General features: G+C 58.3%; 15 protein-coding genes. 7 read left to right on the top strand and 8 right to left on the bottom strand.

The genetic code is table 11. The annotated features are described in order from the left end of the window. Positions 1–5: 5 nt before the first annotated feature. Positions 6–1,889 carry a 3-keto-disaccharide hydrolase gene (locus tag EQG79_RS24385; protein WP_077924245.1) on the bottom strand — a complete coding sequence of 628 codons (1,884 nt, stop codon included), beginning with the start codon at positions 1,887–1,889 and terminating at the stop codon, positions 6–8. 111 nt (positions 1,890–2,000) lie between these two features. On the opposite strand from EQG79_RS24385, the gene EQG79_RS24380 reads away from it, so the two are divergent. The 4 genes from EQG79_RS24380 (at position 2,001) to EQG79_RS24365 (ending at position 7,339) form a co-directional block, all read left to right on the top strand. Further along, the gene (locus EQG79_RS24380) at positions 2,001–2,789 is read left to right on the top strand and encodes a 3-keto-disaccharide hydrolase (RefSeq protein ID WP_077924244.1); all 789 of its coding nucleotides are present in this window, start codon (positions 2,001–2,003) and stop codon (positions 2,787–2,789) included. A gap of 90 nt (positions 2,790–2,879) precedes the next feature. Continuing rightward, positions 2,880–3,386 carry a SixA phosphatase family protein gene (locus EQG79_RS24375; RefSeq protein WP_129605062.1) on the top strand — a complete coding sequence of 169 codons (507 nt, stop codon included), beginning with the start codon at positions 2,880–2,882 and terminating at the stop codon, positions 3,384–3,386. Between the two features lie 134 nt (positions 3,387–3,520). Continuing rightward, a complete protein-coding gene (locus tag EQG79_RS24370; RefSeq protein WP_240699440.1) occupies positions 3,521–3,976 on the top strand; it encodes an FAD-binding oxidoreductase in 456 nt (151 codons plus the stop codon). Between the two features lie 9 nt (positions 3,977–3,985). After that, positions 3,986–7,339 (top strand): M4 family metallopeptidase, encoded by a 3,354-nt coding sequence (locus EQG79_RS24365; protein ID WP_129605059.1) that lies wholly within the window; start codon positions 3,986–3,988, stop codon positions 7,337–7,339. Between the two features lie 19 nt (positions 7,340–7,358). Here EQG79_RS24365 and EQG79_RS24360 read toward each other — a convergent pair whose 3' ends face one another. Both EQG79_RS24360 and EQG79_RS24355 read right to left on the bottom strand, forming a co-directional pair. Further along, a complete protein-coding gene (locus EQG79_RS24360; protein WP_129605056.1) occupies positions 7,359–8,714 on the bottom strand; it encodes an NAD-dependent succinate-semialdehyde dehydrogenase in 1,356 nt (451 codons plus the stop codon). A 319-nt stretch (positions 8,715–9,033) separates the two neighbouring features. Next, entirely contained in the window at positions 9,034–9,531 is a 498-nt protein-coding gene (locus EQG79_RS24355; protein WP_129605053.1) for a MarR family winged helix-turn-helix transcriptional regulator, read from the bottom strand. A 128-nt stretch (positions 9,532–9,659) separates the two neighbouring features. Between EQG79_RS24355 and EQG79_RS24350 the strand changes: the two genes are divergently transcribed. The 3 genes from EQG79_RS24350 (at position 9,660) to EQG79_RS24340 (ending at position 13,882) form a co-directional block, all read left to right on the top strand. Then, positions 9,660–10,778, top strand: a complete 1,119-nt coding sequence (locus EQG79_RS24350) for an HlyD family secretion protein (RefSeq protein ID WP_129605050.1) — start codon at positions 9,660–9,662, stop codon at positions 10,776–10,778. A 74-nt stretch (positions 10,779–10,852) separates the two neighbouring features. Next, positions 10,853–12,433, top strand: a complete 1,581-nt coding sequence (locus tag EQG79_RS24345) for a DHA2 family efflux MFS transporter permease subunit (protein ID WP_129605047.1) — start codon at positions 10,853–10,855, stop codon at positions 12,431–12,433. A gap of 117 nt (positions 12,434–12,550) precedes the next feature. Beyond that, on the top strand, positions 12,551–13,882 hold the full coding sequence (locus tag EQG79_RS24340; RefSeq protein ID WP_129605044.1) for a TolC family protein: 1,332 nt from the start codon (positions 12,551–12,553) through the stop codon (positions 13,880–13,882). An 83-nt stretch (positions 13,883–13,965) separates the two neighbouring features. Here the strand turns inward: EQG79_RS24340 and EQG79_RS24335 are convergent, their stop codons facing one another. The 5 genes from EQG79_RS24335 to EQG79_RS24315 all read right to left on the bottom strand — a co-directional run bounded on the left by EQG79_RS24335 (position 13,966) and on the right by EQG79_RS24315 (position 22,585). Continuing rightward, a complete protein-coding gene (locus EQG79_RS24335) occupies positions 13,966–14,676 on the bottom strand; it encodes a 2-phosphosulfolactate phosphatase (protein ID WP_129605041.1) in 711 nt (236 codons plus the stop codon). A 105-nt stretch (positions 14,677–14,781) separates the two neighbouring features. Further along, on the bottom strand, positions 14,782–15,873 hold the full coding sequence (gcvT, locus tag EQG79_RS24330) for a glycine cleavage system aminomethyltransferase GcvT (protein ID WP_129605038.1): 1,092 nt from the start codon (positions 15,871–15,873) through the stop codon (positions 14,782–14,784). Positions 15,874–15,970: 97 nt separating this feature from the next. Beyond that, on the bottom strand, positions 15,971–17,443 hold the full coding sequence (locus EQG79_RS24325) for an energy transducer TonB (RefSeq protein WP_129605034.1): 1,473 nt from the start codon (positions 17,441–17,443) through the stop codon (positions 15,971–15,973). Positions 17,444–17,646: 203 nt separating this feature from the next. Then, complete coding sequence (locus EQG79_RS24320) at positions 17,647–19,104, bottom strand: TonB family protein (protein WP_129605031.1); 1,458 nt, start codon at positions 19,102–19,104, stop codon at positions 17,647–17,649. A gap of 124 nt (positions 19,105–19,228) precedes the next feature. Next, a complete protein-coding gene (locus EQG79_RS24315; protein WP_129605028.1) occupies positions 19,229–22,585 on the bottom strand; it encodes a choice-of-anchor I family protein in 3,357 nt (1,118 codons plus the stop codon). Between the last annotated feature and the right edge of the window lie 8 nt (positions 22,586–22,593).

Raw genomic sequence — 22,593 nt, 5'->3', positions numbered from 1 at the left:
GTGGTTTAGAACAGGATCGAATAAACCACTTTGCCTTTTACCGGTACAATCAGCTCCTGTCGGCCATTGCTTTCGCGGACGGTCGGTTTGGCACCGCCGAGGTCATCGATGCGGACGTAGTGCTGGTCGTCAATAACGTACAGGCCGTTTTCCAGGGCGCTGATGCGCATGCCGCTGGCCAGCCGGGCGTAGAGGTTGCTGGCCGGATTGGTAATGGTCACCTCCCGCCGAACGCCCTGTCCTTCGGGCAGCACCCGAATCTTATCATCGACCGATGCGCCGAAACTCTGGTAACGGAAGGTCGGCAGATCGCTGGCGTCGAGGGCGTAGCCTTTGGGCCGGAAACCCGAACCGGTCGTGTCGGTTGGCCAGGCCATCTGGGTCGATGCCAGCTGGGTCAGAAACAGCACCGGTGCTCCCAGGCGCTGTACCATACCACGGGGCCGCGACGAACCGTCGCCCCGGTCGTGCCACATGGGCGTGGCATCGAGAAACGCCCCCCGCCATACCTGGGCCAGGGCGCCTTTGTCCAGATCGTAGGTATAGTGTACAATATCCGGGCTGCCTACCGATACGGCATGGGTAATGCGCAGGGTGCCGCCCTGGGCGTTTTTCTCGCCCGGCATATCCATGAAGCTACGCAGGACGGTGCTGGTCGGTGCATCGACTACGATCGGGTCGGTTTCTTCGCCGTCGCCCCCGTTTTGGTCGCTGATGACGTACTCCCGAATGCCGGGACCCGCAACGGTCAGGCCCAGCGCGGGCTTGGTCCAGTCGACGAACTTGGTATACATCAGTTCAAACGGCAGATCGCCTTTAGGCAGGGTAGCTTTTCCGCTGCCGTTCCACTGGCCGGGCCCAATGAGCTGCTGATTGTTGATTTTCAGCAGACCCCCACCCCCTGGTACGCCCAGGTTGAAGCGGTACTCGCCGGGTTCGCTCACGCGCAGGGTGCCCGTATAGCGAATCAGGAACTCGTTCGGAATCCGGCTTACCGACGATGACAGTATGGTTGAGGTGCCCTCCGACTCGGGGGCGGTTTTGTCGTACTGGGGTTCCTTTTCATACTTGCCTTTGTAAACCGCGTATTTCAGGTCACGCAGTTCGGGCCGGGGTTTATCGTAACTGACGTACCGGATGTTGCGGAACGCCACGGGGCCGTGATCACCCTGGAGCATCAGCGGGCCGGTCGGTTTCTCGTCGTCGAAAGCGGCTGCGCGGGTAGGGCCGGTCAGTTCAACATCTTCGTGAATGACAACCCCGTTCAGTTCGACCCGAACCATGCGGGCGTTCTGGGTTTTCTGGCCGTTGGCGTTGAAGCGCGGAGCCTGGAACGATATTTTCAGATGCTGCCACAGCCCTGGTGCGCGGCTGGCGTTCTGGCGGGCGGGGTGGCCGTCGTAGCCATAGCGACCTTCGCCCCGTTTGGGATCCCAGCGTTCGTAGATCGAACCGTTGTCGATGGTTTTGGGGGTACGGATATCCCAGCTGTCAAACAGCTGTACTTCGTAGCGGCCCTGCAGATAAACGCCCGAGTTGGATTTGGACGCCAGCAGGTAATCGAGTTCGACATCAACGTCGCCGTGGTCGAAGGTGGTAAACAGGCTGGCCTTCGGGTCGGTTGGCTGACCGGGTTTGGCGGGGGTTGGCTGAGCCACCACAATACCGGTTCCCTTGTCGATAATGAGCGTATTGGGTTTGTTCAGGTCCGCGCGAACGGCACCCACCACTCGCCAGTGAGCGGCTGCGGGTTTAAACGCACTGAGGTCGTTGAGCGTGAGCGGAATACCGGGTGTGGGGGCGGGCTGAGCCGTAAGAAGCCCCGTGCTCAGCGTCCAGCCGATACCCATCAGCCCGCCGAAGCGAGCCATTCGTGAAAGTTTGATCATGTAGCAATTGGAAAAATTTGGGGGCTGAAATTTACCAATTTTTGAGGAAAAAAAGCCGTAATGTGCCTTTTACCCTATCTTTGAATGTCAATTAACCCCCTTTCTTTTTCCATGAGAAATGTGCCCACATGGCTGGTTTTTGGTGTAGCCAGCTTATTCGTAATGAACCAGGCTTCTGCCCAGACCGAACCTAAAAAACAAACGCCCGAGTCGACCGAAATCTGGGAACCCGTTCCGCCCGTTGTGACACCCGGCACCTACTCGGGCAGTACGGCCGGTACCACCCCGCCCTCCGACGCGATTATCCTGTTCGACGGTCGCAATGCCGATCAGTGGGTCGCTAACAAAGGCTATAACCCAACTAATAGCACGGATCCGCTGAAGTGGCCGGTGCGCGATGGTGTCCTGTACTCGTCTACCGCATCGTCGGCCAAAACCAAGCAGGAGTTCGGCGACATGCAGCTGCACATCGAGTTCCAGACGCCCGCCAAAGTAGAAGGCAACGGCCAGGGCCGGGGCAACAGCGGAATCTTTCTGCAGGGCCGCTATGAACTGCAGGTACTGGATAACTACAACAACCCAACCTACGTAAACGGGATGGTTGGCTCGATCTATAAGCAGGCTATTCCGCTGGCTAACCCCAGCCGTAAGCCCGGCGAGTGGCAGAGCTATGATATCATTTATACGGCTCCGCGCTTCAACAAAGCCGGACTCATGCTGGAGCCTGCTTTCGTAACTGTACTGCTGAACGGCGTACTGGTGCAGAACCACGTAGCCATCCGCGGCACTACCGAATATATCGGCTACCCCAAAGTGCAGGCACACGGCAAAGGCCCCCTCATCCTGCAGGATCACGGCAACCCCGTTGGTTTCCGCAACATCTGGGTGCGCGAACTGTAACCCCAGTCTATAGTCTGTCAAGTAAGAGTCCCTGGTTTACAGCCGGGGACTTTTTTTTGTATCATTGTGAGACAAAATAGTAAAAGAACGATGCGCTTTATCTACGGATTACTGATCGGCTGCTGGCTGGCTACGGGTTGCTCGACAACTACAGTTTATGTGGTGCGCCATGCCGAGAAAGTGGACGAAACCGACTCGACCGATCTGAGCCCGGCCGGGCGCCAGCGCGCGCTGGCCCTGGCCGACACCCTGGCCCGCGCGGGAATCGACTCTATTTTTACGACGCCCTACCGGCGCACCCGCCAGACGGCCGAACCGCTGGCCACCCGGCTCCGGCTCCCGATCGTCAGCTATTCGACCAAGTCCATCAGCGATGTGGCGGGGCGGGTTAAACGCATCCGGCGGCAGTCGGTGCTGGTAGTGGGGCATAGCAACACCATTCTGGAGATTACGCAGGCGCTGGGTGCGCAGCCAAGGGCCGCTAAAATTGCGTCGGGCGATTACGACAACCTGTTTCAGGTTCGCATCCGGCGCGGACTCTTCGGGCCGTCGGTGAGCCTGACCGAAAAAACGTACGGCGTACCGACACCCCCCTGACGGCTGATACCACCGGGCCAATTCATAGCCGCTGAAGTACGGTTCCCCCGATTATTCAGTCGATTCATCCGGGTACGTATTGGCGAAGGCTGACCCTATATATACATTTGTCGATAACTTCCTGATTCACTCGTATGCAACGCCTTGCTTTACTGATTGCTGCTTTGGGGGTAGGTCTGTTGGCTGCACAGAGCTGTACGAAGCGGCTGGTAACCCGACCCGACAGCTATGCCGGGCGGCAGCTGCTGGCCGGTAGCGGGGGCGGGTTTACGGGCTTTACAACCACCTATATCCTGCTCGACAACGGACAACTTTTCCGGAAGCACCATGGGGATACGACCTATCTGCCACTTGGAAAGCAGAAACGCGCGCTGGTCAGGCGGTTCTTCACCGCTGCGGAGGATACCTGCCAGATCAAAACGACCCGCTACGACCAGCCCGGCAACCGGTCGCGGTTTGTGGGCTGGCAACAGGGTGAACAAACGTATCGGGTGACCTGGTCCGTAGCCGACACAGCCGTACCGGCCGCCTATCCTGCCTTGTATAACGCATTTATGGCCATGATTCCGGATTCGGTCCGGCTCAACTAACGCTTATCCATGAAAGCACCTGTACTTTTTCTGACCCTGCTCACGGCATCGGTCGCGCTGGCTCAGCCACCCAAAACAGGTTTCAGCCGTAAAACCAAAACAACGGTCCCGTCGGTAAACGTAGCTCAGCGGCTGGCGGCACAGGTTATACCGACGCCTAAGAACCGGCTGGGGCAGCAGACGCTCCTGGCTACCGGACTCAGCCGCCCATCGGCCGAACCGCTGCGGCTGCGGGTCATCCGCGACACCAGTACCGGACTGCCGGTATTCATTGAACGAACCCTGAGCAAACGACAGAAGCTCAACCAGAACGCAGGCGCCCGGCTGTCGGCGGCCGCGGCTTCGTCGGCTGCGTTTCAGTTTATGGGCCAGATCCGGGGCCTGTTGCAGATCGACGCACCGGAAGCCAGCTTCACCGTGGCCAGCACCCGGGCCGATGAACTGGGCCAGACCCACGTTCGGCTGACGCAGCTGCACCGGGGCGTTCCTGTGGTGGGGTCAGAACTGGTGGCCCACCTGACCGGTACCGACGTGACGGTGCTCAACGGCCGTTACCAGCCCATACCCAACGAGCTGTCGACCCAGCCGAAGCTGGCCCTGGCCGAAGCCACCAAACGGGCCCTCACCGATGTACGCCAGGCCGTGCGCGTTCGCTCGTTTGGCGACAATATCCTGAACGTACAACCAATCGAAGGCTCGCTATGCGTGTATCCGATGGCGGGAGGGGCGCGGCTGGCCTATCAGCTGACCGTTCGGCCCAACCTGCTCGACCGCTGGGAGTACGTCATCGATGCGCAGACGGGCGAGGTGCTGGACAAATACAATCATACCTGCTCCATCACCCGGCCGCTGGTTCCGGTATCGGCCGGTACGGACGCAGCCACTGCCGAACGCCCGGCAGCTGCTCCGCTGCTGGTGGCGGCTTCGGGGCGCGACCTCAACGGGACCAACCGCACGTTCCAGACCTATCAGCAGGGCGGGACTTATTTTCTGATCGATACATCGCGCCCCATGTTCAACGCGCAGGCATCGACCATGCCCAACGAGCCGGTAGGGGCAATCTGGACAGTTGACGCGCAGAAAACCTATGGCGATAATCAGAAGGTGTACCAGATCACCTCGGCCAACAATACCGACTGGTCGCCAACGGCCGTATCGGCCCATTACAATGCCGGTATCGCCTACGACTATTACCGAACCACCTTTGGCCGTAGCGGCCTGAACGGCAGTGGCGGCACGATGATTTCGCTCATTAACGTAGTCGACGATGACGGTGCTGCGCTGGATAATGCCTACTGGAACGGTAAGATCATGGCATACGGTAACGGAAAGCTGCTGAAACCCCTGGCCGGTGCCCTCGACGTGGCGGGCCACGAAATGACGCACGGCGTTATCCAGAATACGGCTAACCTGCAATACAAAAACCAGTCGGGCGCCATCAACGAGTCGATGGCCGATGTGTTTGCGGTGCTGATCGATCGGGACGACTGGCGGCTGGGTGAAGATGTGGCGCAACCCAACGTGCTGCCGTCCGGTGCCCTGCGCGACCTGTCGAACCCGAACCAGGGCGGCCCCACGGCCGACCCCAACGGCTACCAGCCCGCTACCATGCTTCAGTATGATAACACGACCGAAGACAACGGCGGGGTGCATATCAACAGCGGTATTCCGAATTTTGCCTTCTATAAGTTTGCGACGGCCGTTGGGCGCGAAAAAGCCGAGAAAGTCTATTATCGGGCGCTGACGACCTACCTGACCCGCAGCTCGCAGTTCGTTGATCTGCGGCTGGCCGTCATCAAAGCCGCTGCCGACCTGTACGGAACGCCCGGCGCTGAGGTAACAGCGGCCCAGAACGCGTTTACGGCCGTTGGTATTCTGGACAGTGCGCCCACGACACCAACCCAGCCCGACGTGCCGATAGCCGCTGGTCAGGATCTGCTGCTGCTGTCCGATGCCGAAAGCAGCCGGCTGTACTCGACAACGGTAGGTACCTCAACGGCCAAGTTCGACCAGAAAACCAGCTCGTCGCTGCTCCACCGCCCCAGCGTAACGGACGATGGCAAAGTGGCGTTTTACGTGTCGTCCGACAAGCGGATTCGGTCGGTGAACCTGACCGGTACTCCCGTCGAAACCATTATTTCCGACGAGCCGATCTGGGATAACGTGGCTATCTCGAAAGACGGTACCAAGCTGGCGGCCCTGACCGCCGACCGCGATGGCTCGATCTATGTCTACAGCTACGCTAAAAAGAAGTGGGCCGAATTTAAACTGTACAACCCTACGTATACAGAGGGCGTTGAAACCGGCGATGTACGCTATGCCGACTCGTTTGAGTGGGACTTTACGGGCGAGTTTATCGTATACGACGCCTTCAACGAGCTGCAGAACGCCAGCGGTGAAAACATCGACTACTGGGATGTGGGCTTTATCAACGTCTGGGACAACAAGGCGAACGATTTTGCTACCGGTACCATCGAAAAACTGTTTAGTGATCTGGACGAGGGCGAAAGCATTGGTAACCCGTCTTTCTCTAAAAACTCGCCCGGCATCATCGCGTTCGACTACGTGCAGGAAGCGAATGACATCTACTACGTGGTGGCCGTTGACCTGAGCAGGAACGCCGATAACCTGCGGGGTATTTACCGCAATAACACCCTCGGTTTCCCGAGCTACTCGCGGCTCGACAACCGGATCGTGTTCAGCACCGAGTCAGGCACCAGCGAAGATGTGGCCGGCATCAGTCTGGCAGCCGATAAGCTTACGCCCTCCGGCACGGCCCAGGTGTTGTATACTGGTGCCAAATGGCCCGTCTGGTATACGCAGGCTACGCGGGTGCTGCCAACCAAAACTACCCAGACGATAACGTTCGACGCTATTCCCGACCGATATACGGATCAGGGCGATATGACGCTACGGGCTACTTCGTCGGCCGGGTTGTCGGTTGGGTTTCAGGTGATAGGTGGTCCGGCGGTTCTGACCAGTGCCAATATATTGAAAATCAACGCGGCTGGGGCCGTTAAGGTGCGGGCCTATCAGGAAGGGAACACGCTGTTTTATGCCGCCACACCTGTTGAACGTACGTTTACGGTGCTGGCCGTTACGGGTACGGAGCCGGCCTGGTCCGAGGCCATGTCGGTATACCCAAACCCGACCCGCGCCACGCTGACCGTCGACCTGCCTGCTTCCGAAACGCTGGAGGCCATATCGCTCCGGTCCGTAAGCGGGGCTATTGTTACGCAGCCTGCTATTCGGGGTCGTCAGCGAACCGCCACGCTCGATCTGCAACACCTGCCCAAAGGCTTGTATTTTCTGCACGTTCAGACGCCCAGTGGCACGGCTCACCGGAAGGTGATGAAGGACTGATCCAGACCTCCAGCCTGGGTTACTCGACCCAGACGGTCTTGATGTTCACGAATTCCCGGATGCCAACGTCGGACAGTTCGCGACCAAAGCCCGACTGTTTGATCCCGCCGAAGGGAACCCGAACGTCGGACCGCATCAGGCCGTTGATGAACACCGAGCCGGCTTCGATCTGCCGCGCCAGCCGGTTGGCGCGGTCGAGGTCCCGGGTCCAGATGGCGGAGCCAAGGCCGAAGTTCGACCGATTGGCGAGCCGGATGGCTTCCGCTTCGTCTTTGGCATCGATCAGTACGGCCAGCGGTCCGAAGGTTTCTTCGTCGAAAGCCGCCATGCCGGTTCTGACTTTGTCGAGCAGCATGGGCTGAACGTTGCAGCCGTCGCGTTTCAGGGCACCCGTCAGCGATTTGGCCCCCTGTTTCAGTGATTGATGATACTGCCGTTCGATCGAGTCGGCCAGGTCGAGCCGGGCCATCGGTCCCATGGTCGTGGTGTCATGGGTCGGGTCGCCCTGCCGGATCTGGCTGATGTGTTCAACTACCCGTTCGGTAAAGGCCTTTTTCACGGACTTCTCCACAATGAACCGTTTGGCGGCAATGCAGCTCTGGCCTGCGTTCTGCATCCGCGACTGCACGGCTGTTTTAGCGGCCTGATCGAGGTCAGCGTCGGCCAGCACGATAAGCGCATCGGAACCGCCCAGCTCCAGTACCGATTTCTTGATAGCTTTGCCGGCCAGGGCCGCTACCGATGCCCCCGCCCGTCCGCTGCCTGTCAGTGTGACGGCCTTGACGCGCTGATCGTTTAGCAGCGTTTCAACGGGTCCCACATCGATCAGCAGCGACTGAAAAACGCCGTCGGGCAGGCCAGCATCCCGGAAAACCTGTTCAATGGCCAGCGCGCAGCCGAATACATTGGGCGCGTGTTTCAGTACGCCAACATTGCCCGCCAGCAGCCCCGGAATGGCGAAGCGGAATACCTGCCAGAACGGGAAATTCCAGGGCATAATGGCCAGTACCGTTCCCAGCGGCTGGTACGTGACATAGCTCCGGCGGGCGGGACTTTCTATAACCTGATCAGCCAGGAACGACCCGGCCTGGTCGGCATAAAACGCGCAGGCATCGGCGCATTTCTGAATTTCTCCTTCGGCTTCCTGCCGAATTTTGCCCATTTCGGCCGTAATCAGTTCGGCCAGTTCTGACCGGCGACTTACCAGCTGAGAGCCGACCCGGCGCATAAAGTCAGTCCGCTCCTGAAGCGACAAAACCGACCAGTCGGCAAAGGCCCGGTCGGCTTGTTTGAGTTTTCGTTCGATAGCGGCCGAACTGTCGGCCCGGTACGTCTTCAGCCGACGCTGATTGTAGGGGTTGATGGAGGCAAACATAATTAAAGGACGATGAGTAAGTTGTGAATGATGAGTGATGAGCGATGAGCGATGAATGATGAGTTATAAATGATGAGTTATAAATGATGAATGATGAATGATGAATGATGAATGATGAATGAGTACTTATTACCGTGGTCCGTGTCCTCTCGGACCACATGACCGGATGGTATGGCTGACGCACGAGTGGTCCGTGGGGACACGGACCACGGTGACGGCGCCGACCGCACGGACCATGGTGACGGTGCCGATCGCACGGACCACGGTGAGCGCCCGCACCACGGTGACAGACGCTCATCGCTCATCGTTCATCACTCATTCACTCTCCGCTCGTTGGGTTGTCGGCTTCGAGGACGGTGACAAGTTCCAGCAGGGTGTCGATGACCTGATCCATGCGGTCGTGTCCCACGATGGAGTCGAACTGGTCGCGGGCCTCCTGCATGCTGTCCTTGAGCGCCATGAATAGCTCTTTGCCCCGATCGTTCAGGAAAATGACGCTGGAGCGCGAGTCCGCGGGGTTTTTCTGGGTGTATATATAGCCGTCGGCTTCGAGCAGGCCGACAATCTTGCTCATCATCTGCTTGGTAACGCAGGCCCGTTTGGCCAGTTCGTTATTGGTCGTTCCCCGTTCGCCGATGTTAGCCAGGAACATCAGGTAACTCATTTTAAAGTCGGTGAAGCCCTGCTGGTGCAGACGGGGCTCAACGAAGCTTTCCATGTACCGCTTCATCCGCCAGAGCAACCGGCCAATAGACCGTTCGCGCATGATGCGGTATTGTTCAAAATCAAAGGAATTTTTATCTGTTTCCGTGGTCATAGACACAAAAATAATCTTTTCAATCAATCAAAGTGGGGTACATAAACAAATATAGTCAACTTGTTTGACTTTATAGTCAACCTGGTTTACTTTTGTACCCATAAAAGCCAACACTTATTAACTGTTTCATGGCTATTTCTACTACAACAAACAGCAGCCCGGATATTGCTCAAAATAATGGCGTACGGGCTTATTTACCCCGTATCATTCTTGTTCTCGTGCTGCTGATTGGGGGCTATTTCGGGTACAGGGCCTACGTACACGGCCGGCAGTACGAATCGACGGATAACGCGCAGATCGAGGGCAACTCGGCGCCGGTACTGGCTCGGGTAGCGGGCTATGTGCAGGCTGTCAACGTGGCCGACTATACCAACGTGAAAAAGGGGCAGCTGCTGGTCACGATCGATCCGCAGGAGTACGATGTGGCGCTGGCGCAGGCCGAAGCCGATTATCAGCAGTCGCTGGCCGATCTGCAAAACGCCCGCGCCGATCTGCAGAACGCGCAGGCCAACGCCCGTAACGTGGTGCAGAACGCCCGGGTAGCTCAGTCAAACGCAGCGGTGCAGGAGTCCCGGCGGAGCAAGGCCCAGCGTGATTTGCAGCGCGATCAGAATCTGTACAAAGAGCAATCGCTGACGCGCAAACAGCTCGAAGACAGCCAGAACAACGTTGAGGTGCAGAGCCGCCAGTACGAGGCTAACGTAGAGCAGATCAACCTGGCGCGTACGTCGCAGGGGGTAGCGCAGGCGGGTATTGCCAAAGCGCAGGCCAACATCCAGAAGATCGAAGCCGTACTGAAGGTCAAACAGGCCGCCATCGATAACGCCAGACTGCGCGTTGGCTACGCCCGGCTAACGGCTCCTATCGACGGGAAAATAGGCCGCAAGAACGTAGTTGCGGGTCAGTACGTACAGCCCGGCCAGAACCTGTTCACCATCGTGGCCGATTCTACGTTCTGGGTCGTTGCCAACTTCAAGGAAACCCAGCTCGAAAAAATGAAAATCGGGCAGGAGGTCGATGTAAAACTCGATGCGTATCCCAACCTCGCTATCAAAGGCCGGGTAGCCTCGCTGTCTGATGCAACAGGTGCTCGTTTCGCGCTGCTGCCGCCCGACAATGCCTCGGGTAACTTCGTCAAGATCACCCAGCGCGTGCCGGTCAAGATCGAGATCGTGAACCCCGAAAAGTATCGGAATCAGCTGCGGGCAGGGCTCAGTGTAGAGGCCGACGTGCGCGTCGATGACTAATGAATACTATGTACGGGTTTGTCCGTGAGGCCGGTGCCCGGGACAAGACATGCTACCTGTTTCAGGCCTAGAACATGAATCAACCAACCGGGTTTCGTCGGTGGATCGTGGTGATCACGGCCATTTCGGCAGCTATAATCGAACTGATCGACATCTCGATCGTAAACGTGGGTCTGACCGACATTGCCGGTAATCTGGGCGTTACGATCGAAGATGTATCGTGGGTGGTGACGTCCTATGCCATCGCCAACGTGATCGTCATTCCGATGACGAGTTTTTTGCAGCGGTACTTCGGCCGCAAAAACTACTACATCGGCTCTATCTTCCTGTTTACGCTGGCCTCGTACGGCTGTGGCCTGTCCGACAATTTGTGGATGCTGGTGTTTTTCCGGTTCCTGCAGGGCGTTGGCGGGGGGGCGTTGCTGTCGACCTCGCAAGGGCTGATGTATGATGCGTTTCCGCCTTCGCAGCGGGCCACGGCGTCGGCCCTGTTCGGGATGGGTATTGTGCTGGGCCCCACGCTCGGTCCTACGCTCGGGGGCTACATCATCGATAATTACCACTGGAGCTGGATGTTCTACATCAACGTGCCGATCGGGATTGTGGCCGTCATGCTCAGCTCGGCCTTCATCGACAAAAAAGAAGAAGAGCTGAATATTAACCGCGCTGCTATCAAAATTGACCAGTTCGGTATTCTGCTACTGGCCGTTGGGGTAGGTAGTTTGCAGTATGTGCTGGAGCGGGGCGAAGCCGACGACTGGTTCGATAGTTCGCTGATTACGGGCCTGACCTTTGCCGCTGCGGTGACGCTGCCGCTGTTTGTCTGGTGGGAGCTGCGGGGCACCCGCGAGCCGGTAGTGGATCTGCGCACGCTCAAGAACCGAAACCTGGTGGTTGGCTCACTGCTGATCGTTGTGGTTGGCTACGGGCTGTTTACGTCGGTATTGCTGTATCCGCTGTTTGCGCAACGAATTATCGGCATGACGGCGACCCAGACCGGCAAACTCCTGATTCCGGGCGGGCTTATTACCCTGCCGATGTTTGCGCTGACGGGGCGGCTGCTGGCCAAAGGAACCTCACCCCGGCTGATCGTGGTCTTTGGCTACATTGCCTTCGCTGCGTTCTGCTTTACGATGTCGACCTATAACATGGACGCGTCGAATGGCGATTTCATCGGGGCGCTGATCATTCGGGGCATCGGGCTGGCGCTGGTCAATGTGCCGCTTATCAACCAGTCGGTATCGACGCTCGAGCCGCGGCAGTTGCCCACGGGTATCGCCATCGTGAACATGATGCGGCAGCTGGGTGGGGCCTTCGGAGTAGCCATCACAAATACCTACGTCACCCAGCGCAGCGCCGTTCACCGGGGCGACCTGGTGTCGAACCTGCAACCCGGCGACCCGCTCCTGACCGAACGGCTCAACGCGCTCACGCAGGGGTTGATTGCGCGGGGCGTCAATGCGTTCGATGCCACGACGGGGGCATACCGAAACCTCGATCTGATTATTCAGAAGCAGGCGCTGATGGTCTCGTACCTGGACACATTCCGGCTGGCGGGGCTGTTCTTCGTGGTGTCGTTTCCGCTGCTGTTCTTACTGAAAAACAAAAAAATGGACCCGGCCGCTGCCAAAGCAGTAGCCGATGCCGCTCACTAGTACCTGGCTCCCGGGAGCGGTATGCATGGCCGGATATGCCCACACAGATAGTCAGTACTGCCGACCGCATATCCTCATAATGCCGCAACCCGCCGGGGCTGACAAACACGTATTCGTATGCAGTTAAATTACCTTGTCTGTATAGCCTTACTAACGGCCAGTGGCGTTCGGGCGCAGCAGCCTCAGCCGGTTCCGGTGCCTGCCGACCTGCGGGCGCTGCTTCAGCAGGCCAACACGAACTACCCCGTGCTCCGGCAGCAGCAGGAGCTGATTCGGGCGGGCGAGCTGCGGGTCGATATTGCCCGTACGGCATTACGCCCCACCGTTAACCTGAACGGTAGCTATACCTACCTGACCCCCGTTCCGCAGGTGACTTTTCCGGTCAACGGGCAGGATGCTACGCTAAAGCTGGCGCCCAACAACAACCTCAACGGCAACGTATCGATCGGGCAAACCATCTACGACTTTGGCCGAACGGACGCGTCGGTCCGGCAGGCTGCCGACAACGTGCAGGTGTTGCGTCGGGGGCTGGAGATTACGCAGCAGAACCTGGCCTTTCAGGTAGCGGCAGCCTATTATGGGGTGGGCTTTCTGCAGCGGAGCCTGGTTGTGCAGGATTCGGTAATCCGGACTGCCGGGGCCAACGTGCGGCTCCTGGCAACGCGGCTGCAGAATGGCGATGCGCTGCAATACGACGTATTGACGCAGACGGTTCGGGTAAAAGCCGCGCAAAACCGCCGGATCGAGATTCAGAACCTGCTGGAGCGGCAACTGGCTGCGCTGACCTTCCTGACTGGCAATCCCAGTCCGGACGTGAGCCAGGCCATTACCCAGTTCGACCTGACCGATGCGGCCAGCAGCGCCACCCAGCCCTACAACCTCGACGGCGACCTGGCTCCGGTGCTGGCGACTAACAAAGATGTGCAGCTGGCGCAGGACCGGCTCCGCGCGGCCGAAACCGAAATTCTGGTCAACAGCCGGGCGGGTAAGCCGAGCATCGGGTTCAGCGGGAATGCGGGGTTCAAAAACGGCTATCCGCTCAACGTAGAGCAGCCGCGTGCCAATCTGGCGGCCGGTGTTGCGGTGGTGGTTCCTCTCTACGCCGGTAAGCGCTATCAGTTACAGAACCAGGCCGCCCAGCTGAATCTGAACGCCAGCCGCTACGCCGTAGAAACCGCCAATGCGCAGCTTCGGCAGAACCTCGCCCAGCTCAACGCCGACATCCGCAGCAACCAGACCCGCCTGGCCAACCTCGAAACGCAGGTGCAGCAGGCGCGTCAGGCGCTCACCATCGCCAATGCCCGGCTGCGCAACGGAGTGATCACGAACGTAGAGCTACAAAGCGCCGAAACCGGCGTCGAAGAAGCCGAACTGGGCCGACTCAACTTCAAATACCAGCTCCTGCTCAACCAGCTCGAACTGAAACGACTGCTGGGAGAAGGGTTATAAGTGATGAGTTAGTAGTGATGAGCGATGAGTGGGACGCGACCGGCACCCGCTCATCGCTCATCACTACTAACTCATCACTCCCTTTACATTTCCATGGCTACGAGTGCGTTGCCGCGGAGGACGGGGACGACGTCGTAGAGGTCATGCTGGAGGCAGTAGGTGATGTCTTTCTGGATGCCGAGCCGCTGGAGTCGGCGGATGTGTGAGGCATTGGCCATGTAGCCGACCAGGTTTTCTTTCCCGTCGCAGTAGAGCCGGTGCGCTACAATAGCGCTGTCTTCGGCCAGGGCGTAGCTGTCTTTGAGCCGGTCGATGAGGGCGCCGGCGAAGAGGGTGTCTTCCAGGTTGACGCGGCCTTTCCAGCCCGCGCACAGCACCATGACGTCGTAAGGCTCGGTTTTCAGGAAACGGGCCACCGCGTCGAGGTTCAGGAACGAGCCGACCAGCACTTTTACCGCCGACCGCGATTTGGTGATGGCCAGCGTACCGTTGGTAGTTGTCATGGCCACGTTGGCCCCCCGAATCTGCTCGTCCATATACGTGAACGGCGAATTGTCGAGTTCGAAACCGTCGACCCGGTGCGCGTTACGCTCGGCCGCGGCCAGATACCCACGCTCCTGCCACTGCTGACATTCTTCGATGGTCGCTACCGGTACAATGGTTTTCACTCCATAGGCAAACGCCGTCACCATGCAGGAAGTAGCCCGGAAAACGTCGGCAACGACTACGATGGTGTTTTCAACCGTGTGTAGATGCAGCAGATCCGGGGTTAAACAAACGTCAATGTGTTTCATGTATGTCGCTGGCCGATAGGCGGCAGGTAGTGTCACTACCGCCCATCGGTATGAGTTAGACCGTGTTTAGATGAATCGATTGGCTGGCGGCCGGGCCGTGAGGTCTCAGCGCCGGACAAAGGGGGGCTTTACGACTTCGGCCTTCAGGAGTCTGTCGCGCACGTTTACGAAGATTTCGGTACCGGGTTTGCTCAGGGCGGTAGGTACGTAGCCCAGGCCTACGCCTTTGCCGAGCGTGGGCGACTGCGTGCCGGACGTTACTTCGCCAATGGTATTGCCGTCGGCATCGCAGAGTGCATAGTGGCCGCGCGGAATACCCCGGTCAATCATGGTAAAGCCAACCAGCTTGCGCGGAACGCCCTGCTCTTTCTGCTGTTTCAGCACATCGGCATCTACAAATTCGTGGGTGAATTTGGTGACCCAGCCCAGCCCGGCTTCAATAGGCGAGGTGTCGTCGGTAATGTCGTTGCCGTAGAGGTTATAGCCCATTTCGAGCCGGAGGGTATCGCGGGCGCCGAGGCCGATGGGTTTGATTCCATAGGGTGCTCCGGCTTCCATGATCGCGTTCCAGACGGTTTCGGCCTGGTGGTTGGACACGTAAATCTCGAAACCACCCGCGCCGGTATAGCCCGTTGCCGACACGATGACGTTGGCCATGCCCGCAAAATCCGTTTTCTCGAAGGTGTAATACGTCATTTCCAGATCGGCGGGGGTCAGCGACTCCAGCGCTTTGGCCGCCATCGGACCCTGTACCGCAAAGAGGCACATATCGTCCGATACGTTCACGAGCGTCAGGTTATCGGTGTCGCGCACGTACTGGTTGATCCAGTTCCAGTCTTTTTCGATGTTCGACGCGTTGACAACGAGCATGTACTCTATTTCGCTGATCCGGTAAACGAGCAGATCGTCTACGATACCGCCCCGGCCGTTGGGCAGGTAGCTGTATTGCACCTTGCCATCGAAGAGCGTACTGGCGTCATTGGCCGACACCCGCTGAATCAGGGCCAGCGCGTCATCGCCTTTGACGATGAACTCGCCCATGTGCGATACGTCGAATACGCCAACGCCGTTACGGACGGTATGGTGCTCATCGAGGTCGGACGAGTAGCGAACGGGCATCTCGAAGCCCGCAAACGGCACGATCTTCGCGCCTAGTTGCTGATGAATATGATGAAGGGGAACTTGCTTGAGGGACATCTCGTGCCGGAGGTTATCGGGCAAATTTACGAACAGATGGTCGGCTTTCCACGCCGGATGTTTGTGACCACAATAACCGCCGGGTATTTATCGGAACTTACAGGCTAAAGTTGATGGGCAGAACATACGTCACCCGCACAGGCTGACCGCGCTGATAACCCGGTGTCCAGCGGCTACTGCTCCATTTGACCACCCGTGCCGCTTCTTCATCGGTACCGTAGCCCAGTCCCCGAATTACTGTTATGTCGTCTACAGCCCCTTCTTCGCTGATCACAAAACCGATAACAACGCGGCCCTGTACTCCGCGTCGCTGTGCTTCGGCCGGGTAGCGTAACGTGTTGTTCAGGAAGTCGCCCAGTGCGGCCATACCGCCTTTGAAAGAAGGAGGCTGGTAAATTTTGGCATAGCGCAGGGTATCTCGCGTGCCAACCACCGCTTTGCCGCCCAGGTCTTCGCCTTTATCGTAACGGTCTTCGTAAAAAAATGACCCATCGGCATAACGCCCCGTCCAGACGCCATCACGGAAACCATCGGTAAAAGAACCTTCTTCCATAATGTCAATGGGAGGCTTACGAGGTGCTCTCGAAACGACGCGGGAGCGAATTATGGCCCGTCCGTTGCCCTCCGCCACCATCTGCTTTCCCGACGCATCCCAGATCGATTCGAATTTTTCGGCTTTGGCGCGCGATTGATTATAGCGATTGATGGTAGCGATGGATTCCTGCTGGCCGTTGCTGTACCATCGCCACCGCGTCTGTTGCACTGGCTCCTGACTGTTGGACTGGGCTATATCCTGTTCCGACTCAACCAGCATCCCATGCTGATCAAATCGATTAATGGAGGTTTGGTTACCATTGGTGAAGCTGCGGATAGCGATCCGGCGACCGGTCTCTGTATAATCATAGACCTGACCCTGCCATTGGTGATTCGGGGCTTTAAGGCCGATGCGGTATATCAACTGCCCGTCAGGCGATGTGTCGGACTGCTCCTCCCGAACCAGCTTAAGCGTTAGTTTTTCAGCCCAGCGTTTGCCATGGCGCTCATAAATAACGGCATCGCCCGTTGGTAAGCCCGTACTGTCCGGGTGCGATACTTCTTTGTACCGGGCTAGACTACTACCAGGCTGGACAGGACTGAATTGCTCGTCGAGATAGGTAGTACACTGACCGTCGGCATACTCGTAGAGCGGGGGGCCTGCCTTGATGATGAGCGGAAAAACAACCTCCTGACGTACCGGCTGTCCTGCTTTCAAGGCCGGTTTCCAGGCATTGAACAACCTGAAGACCCGCAGCGCTTCCCGGTCGCAGTCGGGCCGCAGACCGCGTATGATAATTGCGTTGCTGATCTGACCATCTGGTTCCGCAATACCACCCAGGATGATACGACCGCTAAGGCCAGCCGCTCCGGCTGCCAGTGGCATCCGAAAATTAGTGAGCAGGAAGGAATGAAGTGCTTCGGGGCCACCCTGGGGCCGGGCCGCAGTGTCGACCTCAAAAGACTTGTAAACCGGCCACTGGCAAAATCCGCATGCTGGTATCAGCAGCAGTATAAAAAAGCGTACCAATTTCATAAGAAAGGCGGATAGTATGAAGAATGTCAAATTACTGTATTAGTACACAAATTAAAAAATTGTATACTAATGGTCTTGCATCTTCACAGTCGACCTCTCGTTAAAAATTTGATATGTCAGGAGTAGATTCGGCTGTAACTTAGCCATCGCTCTATGGATACGACCGACAAATAAGCGTAGTGGGGAGGCTACTCGCAGTAATCTTACTCCAGCGCAAAATTGATGGGCATACGATACTGAACCCGCACGTTCTGGCCGCGCTGAGCCCCTGGTTTCCAGCGACCATTCATGGCTTTGACAACGCGCAGGGCTTCCTGGTCGATGGCGGGATGTAGTGGCTTGACAACTTCGTAATCACAGAGCGTGCCGTCGGTGCAGACCACGAAACTAATCATGACCTGGCCCTGCACGTGCGCCCGTTGCGCATCGGGCGGATAGCGTAACGTACTGGCCAGAAACTGGCCCAGCCCCTGCATCCCGCCTGCAAATTCGGGTTGCTGCTCGCGTTGGGTATACCGGACCGTATCCTGCCCGGCCGTCCTGGCTTTACCTGTTTGGCAAATACCTTTCTCGTACTGCTCTTCGTAAACGTAAGACCCATCGGCGTAGCGCCCGGTCCAGCGACCCTCCCGCAGCCCGCCCGCGTAGGTGCCTTCTTCGATGAACAACGTCTGCCGGGTAGAGTCAAGCTTCGACTGTACCAGCTCGGTGAAGGAGCCGCTGCCGTTGCCTTCGGTGACGAGCTGGCGGCCGGTGCTGTCCCAGTAGGCCATAACCTGATCCGGACTTTTTGGGGTTCCGGGTTTGGGTTTGTCTGCGGTCCAGATCTGTTTGATCTGCCCGTTGGGGTGCCAGGCGTTGAAGACATACAGGCCATTGGCATCGTCGGAGCGCTGGGCTACCAGGCCGTTGCTGTAGTAGTCGAGCTGATAGCCAACCCGTTCGCCATTGTTGTAGAAGGACTGTCTGACCAGCGCGCCCGTTTCGTCGACATCGGCTACGCGGCCTTGCCACTGGTTGTTCTGTTGTACGACCCCAATCCTATAAATCGCTTTTCCGTAGCGGCTGTATAGGTCGCTCCGTTTCCGGACAAACGGCAGGGTTGCCTGTTCTTTCCAGACCTGCCGTTTCAGCTGATACACAAGGATGTTGCCGTTGGGAAGCCCGTTGGAGTCGGTCGGGGTGAGCTGTTTGTACCGGGCCAGGTCGCTGCTGTCGGGCAGCAGGTTCTGATTGGCGTCGTAATAGCTGATCCGGTTGCCATTTACGTAGGGGAAGGGCTTGCTGGCTTTGAACGTAACCGGAATCGAGACGAACTGCCGTACCGCTTTGCCGTTCTTATAGGCCGGTCGCCAGGCCTGAAACCGGCTGAAGACCCGCAGCGCTTCCCGGTCGCAATCGGGCCGCAGCGATTGTACGACGTTGATGTCAGACAGTCGTCCGTCGGGTTCCACGATACCCGAGAGAACCACGCGACCGCCAATGCCCTGAGCCTCGGCTTCGATGGGTTTACGCAGATTCGTTTGCAGAAAGGTACTCAGCGAGGGCATACCGCCCCGGGGCTCAGCTGCGCTGTCGGTCTCAAAGCTTTGGTAAACAACAGGTTGAGCGAATGAGGAGATGGTCGCTAGGAAAAGAAGGATAAAAGGAAAGAGTTTCATAGGATGAAGGCGGTGTAAACAAGGGTTAAAATAAGCCAAACGTTCTTTTCAGCCAAAAAAAGATGTCCCGATGATCATTCATGATAGCGAACGGTCATCGGGACGGGGTATGTATCGATTCTATTTACTGCCGTACTACCTTCACGGTTCGGGTCATGGTGGGGGTTTGGACCTGCAGCAGGTACAGACCTGACGAGCGGCCCAGTTCAACGGTCTGCTGCTCAATGGCTTCGGCCTGCTTTACCGCCAGGTCGCTTACCGTACGGCCCTGTACATCGCGAACGGTCAGCCGCAGGGGCTGCCCCTCCGCTCCACGCACACGAACGAGCACCTGATCTGCGGAGGTGGGGTTGCCTGCTACCGTGACGGTAAAGGCCAGTTCGGCTTCCGCAGCGGCTTTCCGGGCGCGGCTCACGCAGAAAGACGCGAAGTCGAAGGTAGTGCTGACGGTACGGTTACCCTGCGTAGCCTGAATGAACAACGGCTTCGGATCGCCCCGCAATTCGGCTTCAACTGTACCGATCGGACTCGTTACCGACGCCCGACGAATACCGGGCGCAAAGAATGTAATCGGTGAGCCGTCGCCCCCGGCCGTTACGAACGTGATGGCTCCGGTCGAGCAGTCGTACGTGGGTGTCAGCAGCGTCAGGTCGTTGCCCGGGTTCTGACCGGCGCAGTAGGCGGCAAAATCGAAGGTAACGCTGACTGACCGGCCGCTCTGGGTAGCGGTGATGGTAATGGGTTTCGGGTCGTTTCGTAGTTCGGCTTCGACAATACCGGTCAGGCTGGTTGGCCCCGAACTGCGGATACCGGGCGTCTGGAAGGTAATCGGTGAGCCATCGCCCCCCACCGGCGTGTACGTGATCAGGCCCGTAGCGCAGTTGTAGGCGGGTTGCGCCAGCGACAGGCTGCTGGCCGGGCTGCTGATCTGATAGACCGAAACCGAGTTGCTGACCTCATTGGCCAGCAGCACCAGCCCTTTGCCGGTAGGGCTGTCGGCGGCCGCGATGTAGACGATGCCTTCGGCACCCCGGTCGTCGGTGGCGGCCGTAGCCGTAGGTGCGGTGCGGTTTACCGAATAGGTGATGAACTGCGGAGCGGTGGGTATCGTCACGTCGTAGACCATGACCCCACCAATGCGTTCGAGCGCAATGAAAGCATAGGCCCGCCCGTTGATGATAGCCGTTGTAACGCCTTCGGGCTCGGGGCCTTTGTCGTCGCTGCGATTTTTGACGGCCGGGTTGCCATCGGTATTGCTGGCGTTGAAGAGCAGGGGTGTCTGGGCGCGGGTGATGCGTTCGAGCTGATCGCCACTGTCCCAGACGAGGTTACCGCTAAGATCCCAGATCGAGAACGACCGGGCCCCGAACGCGTGAATCTGGTCGAAGTCGCCGTCGCCATCGAGATCGCCCGATTGGTTCGTCACGTTTAGGCGTCCCAGCAGCAGATTGTTTTTCAGGTCGGCCGCGTTCGGAAAAACCGTTGGGTCGAGTACATAGCCACCCGCTCCGGCCCGCACCACTTCGCTCAGGGCGCTGTATTCGCGGGCATCGCCTTCGTTGGCCGTAATCAGGTACGACTGGCCCCCCGAGGTAAACGTAGCAATTGCATCGGGCTGATATACGCCGAACACGGGCAGTTTCTGCAGCGCCGGTATGCCACCCTGGTCGGTCGGGTCAAGGGCGTTGCTGTCGAGGTTGTGGTTCTTGAGTCCCAGCGGCTTGATGGCCGATACCGTTTTGCTGGTCAGGCTGATGACGGCCAGCGCGTTGTTTTCCTGAAGGGTTACGTAAACCGTGCGTGAGTCGGGTGAGAACGTTACGTATTCGGGCTCGAGATCTTCGGCTACGCTGCTCCCGTTATCCACATTGCCTTTTCGCCCGTAGAGCCGGACGCCCGCGCTGCGGAGAGCCGCTTTCTGATCGTTAAACGCGGTGAACCGGACGGTGGTCACCTGGCTCTGGGTCAGTGAGGCTATGCCACCCGCCAGGTCGATTACCGTAACCGATCCGTCGGGGTCGACGCTGTAATCGTCGTTGGGTTCGCCTTCGTCGGCGGTTACTACATAGCGGCCATCGGGCGAGAACGCAACCATGTCGGGTAGTGAGCCGGTTATTACTTCCTTCAGAATCTGGCCGTTCGGGTCAAAAAAAAACACTTTCCCGGGCAGCACTTTATTCGTGTTTTCGATGGCTGCTGCAACAAGGCCGTCGCGGGTGGCAACGCTGTTGATGCTACCACCCAGCGCAGCTACGTTGATCGACGTGAGCGCTACGGGGGCCGATGGGTTGGCGAAGTTGACAATGTCGATGCGGTTGGCTACCGAGTTGGCGATAAACAGCCGTTTACTGGTTTTCTCGTAGGCCACAATCTCCGACGAGCCGGCCGTTGGGTTGCGGTAGCTGGTCAGCAGTTGCAGGCTGAGCGCCGAGCCGGGCGCCGGTGCCTGTTTGTCGTCATCGAGGATAAAAACAAGCTGTGAGCTGACCGAGCCAAGCTGTACGCCACTGCCGTTCTGTAGCCGTAGTGTCAGGTATTCGTCGGCTTCGGGCAGGCCATCGTTAATGAGCGGAATCCGGTACGTGACGGCGCTGGTATTGGCCGGAATGGTAACGGTCACGGGCGCCGTGGCCAGCACAAAATCCTGACCGTTCTGGGCCGATGCGGAGCCGAGCGCCAGTTGTACCGATCCGGTCGAGCTGCCGGGGCTGGTTACGGCGAGGGTTACCGAAAGCGTACCCGACGCTTCGCCGACGCTCCGGCTGGCTGCGCTGAAGGCTACCGTTGGCAGCGGGCAACCGGAGCCAAACGTAAAGGCCGTCGTGCTGAATGGCAGATCAGGGGCAATACCATCGGTAGACTGATCGCCACTACTGTTGGGCTGTACCTGCCAGTTTACCGGGTTGTTCAGGACTACCGGATAACAGCTGCGGCTGATGGCCGTACGCGGACCGGTGTAGATACCCACCGCAATTTCGCCGGTTAGCGCCAGGGCTGTGCCGCCCAGCGTCAGTCCGGTTCCGGCCAGCGTGCCGAAGGTATTGGCCGCCACGCCGTTGTTCGAGATGGCGCCCAGAAACGTGGTCGGGGTATCGGCATCGGTGCCCAGGTAGGCAAACAGCGCATCGTTCTCGTTCGAGAGGCCCCGGTTGCCGCTGATGGTGGCCGAGCCGACGCTCACCACCACGGGCGAAGCCGGACTGGGGTTGATATTCGAGAACGCCACTACCGTACCGGCCGGAATAACGGTTCCGCCCGTGTTCCAGACCAGAATGCTTTCGCCGATATTGAAGCCCGGGTTCTGCCACTCGTCGTCGCGGAAAAAGATAGTGGTGTTGGCCGGCAGGGCGTCCAGGGCCACAATGTTGAAGTTGTCGGTTCCGTCAGCGTTGACACCCGTAAAGGCGATACTGCCCGGCGAGAGCTGCCCAAACGATAGAAGGGGCAAAAGCAGCAGAAGGCACAGGTAAAGTTTTTTCATGAACTTTG

Origin of the sequence: Spirosoma sordidisoli (assembly GCF_004138325.1) — a bacterium.
In the GTDB taxonomy this organism is placed as follows: Bacteria; Bacteroidota; Bacteroidia; order Cytophagales; family Spirosomataceae; genus Spirosoma; species Spirosoma sordidisoli.
The sequence above is the reverse complement of the archived record's forward strand: the minus strand, read 5'-3'. Positions and strand labels throughout refer to the sequence as shown.

Coding starts and splice junctions, on each gene's coding strand:
- EQG79_RS24365 (WP_129605059.1), top strand. CDS start 3,986: ATGAAAGCACCTGTACTTTTTCTGACCCTGCTCACGGCATCGGTCGCG.
- EQG79_RS24325 (WP_129605034.1), bottom strand. CDS start 17,443: ATGAAATTGGTACGCTTTTTTATACTGCTGCTGATACCAGCATGCGGA.
- EQG79_RS24375 (WP_129605062.1), top strand. CDS start 2,880: ATGCGCTTTATCTACGGATTACTGATCGGCTGCTGGCTGGCTACGGGT.
- EQG79_RS24320 (WP_129605031.1), bottom strand. CDS start 19,104: ATGAAACTCTTTCCTTTTATCCTTCTTTTCCTAGCGACCATCTCCTCA.
- EQG79_RS24350 (WP_129605050.1), top strand. CDS start 9,660: ATGGCTATTTCTACTACAACAAACAGCAGCCCGGATATTGCTCAAAAT.
- EQG79_RS24385 (WP_077924245.1), bottom strand. CDS start 1,889: ATGATCAAACTTTCACGAATGGCTCGCTTCGGCGGGCTGATGGGTATC.
- EQG79_RS24380 (WP_077924244.1), top strand. CDS start 2,001: ATGAGAAATGTGCCCACATGGCTGGTTTTTGGTGTAGCCAGCTTATTC.
- gcvT (WP_129605038.1), bottom strand. CDS start 15,873: ATGTCCCTCAAGCAAGTTCCCCTTCATCATATTCATCAGCAACTAGGC.
- EQG79_RS24360 (WP_129605056.1), bottom strand. CDS start 8,714: ATGTTTGCCTCCATCAACCCCTACAATCAGCGTCGGCTGAAGACGTAC.
- EQG79_RS24345 (WP_129605047.1), top strand. CDS start 10,853: ATGAATCAACCAACCGGGTTTCGTCGGTGGATCGTGGTGATCACGGCC.
- EQG79_RS24315 (WP_129605028.1), bottom strand. CDS start 22,585: ATGAAAAAACTTTACCTGTGCCTTCTGCTGCTTTTGCCCCTTCTATCG.
- EQG79_RS24340 (WP_129605044.1), top strand. CDS start 12,551: ATGCAGTTAAATTACCTTGTCTGTATAGCCTTACTAACGGCCAGTGGC.
- EQG79_RS24355 (WP_129605053.1), bottom strand. CDS start 9,531: ATGACCACGGAAACAGATAAAAATTCCTTTGATTTTGAACAATACCGC.
- EQG79_RS24370 (WP_240699440.1), top strand. CDS start 3,521: ATGCAACGCCTTGCTTTACTGATTGCTGCTTTGGGGGTAGGTCTGTTG.
- EQG79_RS24335 (WP_129605041.1), bottom strand. CDS start 14,676: ATGAAACACATTGACGTTTGTTTAACCCCGGATCTGCTGCATCTACAC.